Origin of the sequence: Agrococcus terreus (genome assembly GCF_014645235.1) — a bacterium.
GTDB classification, from domain to species: Bacteria; Actinomycetota; Actinomycetes; order Actinomycetales; family Microbacteriaceae; genus Agrococcus; species Agrococcus terreus.
The window spans coordinates 1-3,675 of record NZ_BMLM01000003.1 but is presented as its reverse complement, the minus strand read 5'-3'; the positions used below and the strand labels follow the sequence as shown (position 1 = coordinate 3,675).

The following is a 3,675-nucleotide window of genomic DNA, read 5'->3' as shown; positions in this document are numbered from 1 at the left end:
AGTACGGCTGCTTCGGCAGTGAGGAACGGTGGGGCTGGTGAGGCCTGGTGCATGCACGCTGTTGGGTCCTGAGGGACCAGGCAGCGCCTTTCGGGCGCTATCGAACTTCCTCTGGGCCGGCCGGTTCGCAGCTGTTGCTGCGTGCTGACGGCACCGACCGTACTTTGAGAACTACACAGTGGACGCGAGCATCTTAGATTCGGGCTTCGGCTCGAGTCTTGATGATCTATATAGATCATTGGTCGCCATCGCTTCGGCGGTGGTGTCCTAACCAAAATACTCATGTATGTGGTCAAGTTTCTAAGAGCAAACGGTGGATGCCTTGGCATCTGGAGCCGATGAAGGACGTAGTAATCTGCGATAAGCCTCGGGGAGCTGATAAACGAGCTTCGATCCGAGGATCTCCGAATGGGGAAACCCCGCTGGGCGGCGTGCCGACCCAGTGACTCCCGCCTGAATATATAGGGCGGGTAGAGGGAACGCGGGGAAGTGAAACATCTCAGTACCCGCAGGAAGAGAAAACAACAGTGATTCCGTCAGTAGTGGCGAGCGAACGCGGAAGAGGCTAAACCGATCGTGTGTGATAGCCGGCAGGCGTTGCACGATCGGGGTTGTGGGACATCTCAGCTGCTCTGCCGAGCAGCAAGCGTTACAGACCGCGGTAGGCGAAGGACTTGGAAAGGTCCATCGAAGAGGGTGACAATCCCGTAGCCGAAACCGCGCGATGGCGCGAGGTCCATCCCAAGTAGCACGGGGCCCGAGAAATCCCGTGTGAATCTGCCAGGACCACCTGGTAAGCCTAAATACTCCCAGATGACCGATAGCGGACAAGTACCGTGAGGGAAAGGTGAAAAGTACCCCGGGAGGGGAGTGAAATAGTACCTGAAACCGTTTGCTTACAAACCGTCGGAGCAGCCCTAGTAGCTGTGACGGCGTGCCTTTTGAAGAATGAGCCTGCGAGTTAGCGATATGTGGCGAGGTTAACCCGTGTGGGGTAGCCGTAGCGAAAGCGAGTCTGAATAGGGCGATCCAGTCGCATGTCCTAGACCCGAAGCGAAGTGATCTATCCATGGCCAGGTTGAAGCGAGGGTAAGACCTCGTGGAGGACCGAACCCACTTAGGTTGAAAACTGAGGGGATGAGCTGTGGATAGGGGTGAAAGGCCAATCAAACTTCGTGATAGCTGGTTCTCTCCGAAATGCATTTAGGTGCAGCGTTGCGTGTTTCTTGCCGGAGGTAGAGCTACTGGATGGCCGATGGGCCCCAAAAGGTTACTGACGTCAGCCAAACTCCGAATGCCGGTAAGTGAGAGCGCAGCAGTGAGACGGTGGGGGATAAGCTTCATCGTCGAGAGGGAAACAACCCAGACCACCGACTAAGGTCCCCAAGCGTGTGCTAAGTGGAAAAGGATGTGGAGTTGCTTAGACAACCAGGAGGTTGGCTTAGAAGCAGCCACCCTTGAAAGAGTGCGTAATAGCTCACTGGTCAAGTGATTCTGCGCCGACAATGTAACGGGGCTCAAGCACACCACCGAAGTCGTGGAATTCGCGCATCAGCTCGGCAGCCCTCGTGGCTGTCCAGGCGTGCGGATTGGTAGGAGAGCGTCGTGTGGCGAGCGAAGCGGCGGAGGAATCCAGCCGTGGACGCCACACGAGTGAGAATGCAGGCATGAGTAGCGAAAGACTGGCGAGAAACCAGTCCTCCGAAAGACCAAGGGTTCCAGGGTCAAGCTAATCTTCCCTGGGTAAGCCGGGACCTAAGGCGAGGCCGACAGGCGTAGTCGATGGACATCAGGTTGATATTCCTGAGCTGGCGAAGAACCGCCCCAGTCAATCCAGTGGTGCTAAGAGTCCGAATCCGCGGAACGGATCCCTTCGGGGTGAAGTCCGCGGCCTAGCGCTCGACCCCATGCTGGTGCGGCTAGCGTATTAACAGGTGTGACGCAGGAAGGTAGCAGAACCGGGCCGATGGTTGAGTCCGGGTAAGCCGTAGGGCGTGGGATAGGCAAATCCGTCCCACATACAGCCTGAGAGCTTTGCCGAACCCTAGAGGGAAGTCTGTGATCCTATGCTGCCAAGAAAAGCATCGACGCGAGGTTCAAGTCACCCGTACCCCAAACCGACTCAGGTGGTCAGGTAGAGAATACCAAGGAGATCGAGAGAATCGTGGTTAAGGAACTCGGCAAAATGCCCCCGTAACTTCGGGAGAAGGGGGGCCTGAGGCGTGACAGCACTTGCTGCTGAAAGCGTTTGAAGGCCGCAGAGACCAGTGGGAAGCGACTGTTTACTAAAAACACAGGTCCGTGCGAAGACGCAAGTCGATGTATACGGACTGACGCCTGCCCGGTGCTGGAAGGTTAAGAGGAAGGGTTAGCGCAAGCGAAGCTCAGAATTTAAGCCCCAGTAAACGGCGGTGGTAACTATAACCATCCTAAGGTAGCGAAATTCCTTGTCGGGTAAGTTCCGACCTGCACGAATGGCGTAACGACTTCCCAGCTGTCTCAACCGCGAACTCGGCGAAATTGCACTACGAGTAAAGATGCTCGTTACGCGCAGCAGGACGGAAAGACCCCGTGACCTTTACTACAGCTTGGTATTGGTGTTCGGTGTGGCTTGTGTAGGATAGGTGGGAGACTGTGAAGCATGGACGCCAGTTCATGTGGAGTCATTGTTGAAATACCACTCTGGTCACTCTGGACATCTAACTTCGAACCGTGATCCGGTTCAGGGACAGTGCCTGGTGGGTAGTTTAACTGGGGCGGTTGCCTCCCAAAAAGTAACGGAGGCGCCCAAAGGTTCCCTCAACCTGGTTGGCAATCAGGTGTCGAGTGTAAGTGCACAAGGGAGCTTGACTGTGACAGTGACAACTGGAGCAGGGACGAAAGTCGGGACTAGTGATCCGGCAGTGGCTTGTGGAAGCGCTGTCGCTCAACGGATAAAAGGTACCTCGGGGATAACAGGCTGATCTTGCCCAAGAGTCCATATCGACGGCATGGTTTGGCACCTCGATGTCGGCTCGTCGCATCCTGGGGCTGGAGTAGGTCCCAAGGGTTGGGCTGTTCGCCCATTAAAGCGGCACGCGAGCTGGGTTTAGAACGTCGTGAGACAGTTCGGTCCCTATCCGCTGCGCGCGTAGGAAGTTTGAGAGGATCTGACCCTAGTACGAGAGGACCGGGTTGGACGAACCTCTGGTGTGTCAGTTGTTCCGCCAGGAGCACCGCTGATTAGCTACGTTCGGGATGGATAACCGCTGAAAGCATCTAAGCGGGAAGCCGGCCTCAAGATGAGACTTCCATGCCTTCGGGCGAGAGGCTCCCAGCCAGACTACTGGGTTGATAGGCCGGATGTGGAAGCGAGGACTAACGACTCGTGAAGCTGACCGGTACTAATAAGCCGATGACTTGATAACACATACAATGAGCTTGCTGCTCGCGTCCACTTTGTGGTTCTCGATGGACGGTCGAGAACCGCACCGCACCCCGACGAGGGGATGCTGTGCAGACTGAAACATCAACAGTGTTTCGGCGGCCATAGCGAGAGGGAAACGCCCGGTCACATTCCGAACCCGGAAGCTAAGGCTCTCAGCGCCGATGGTACTGCAGGGGGGACCCTGTGGGAGAGTAGGACACCGCCGGACTTCTTTTGGAAAGGGGCCCCAGAACGATCTGGGGCCCCTT

General features: G+C 56.3%; 2 rRNA genes. Both read left to right on the top strand.

The window, feature by feature from the left end:
* Positions 1–290 precede the first annotated feature (290 nt).
* A 23S ribosomal RNA gene (locus IEW90_RS13685) occupies positions 291–3,407 on the top strand.
* A 111-nt stretch (positions 3,408–3,518) separates the two neighbouring features.
* Positions 3,519–3,635, top strand: a 5S ribosomal RNA gene (rrf, locus tag IEW90_RS13680).
* Positions 3,636–3,675 lie beyond the last annotated feature (40 nt).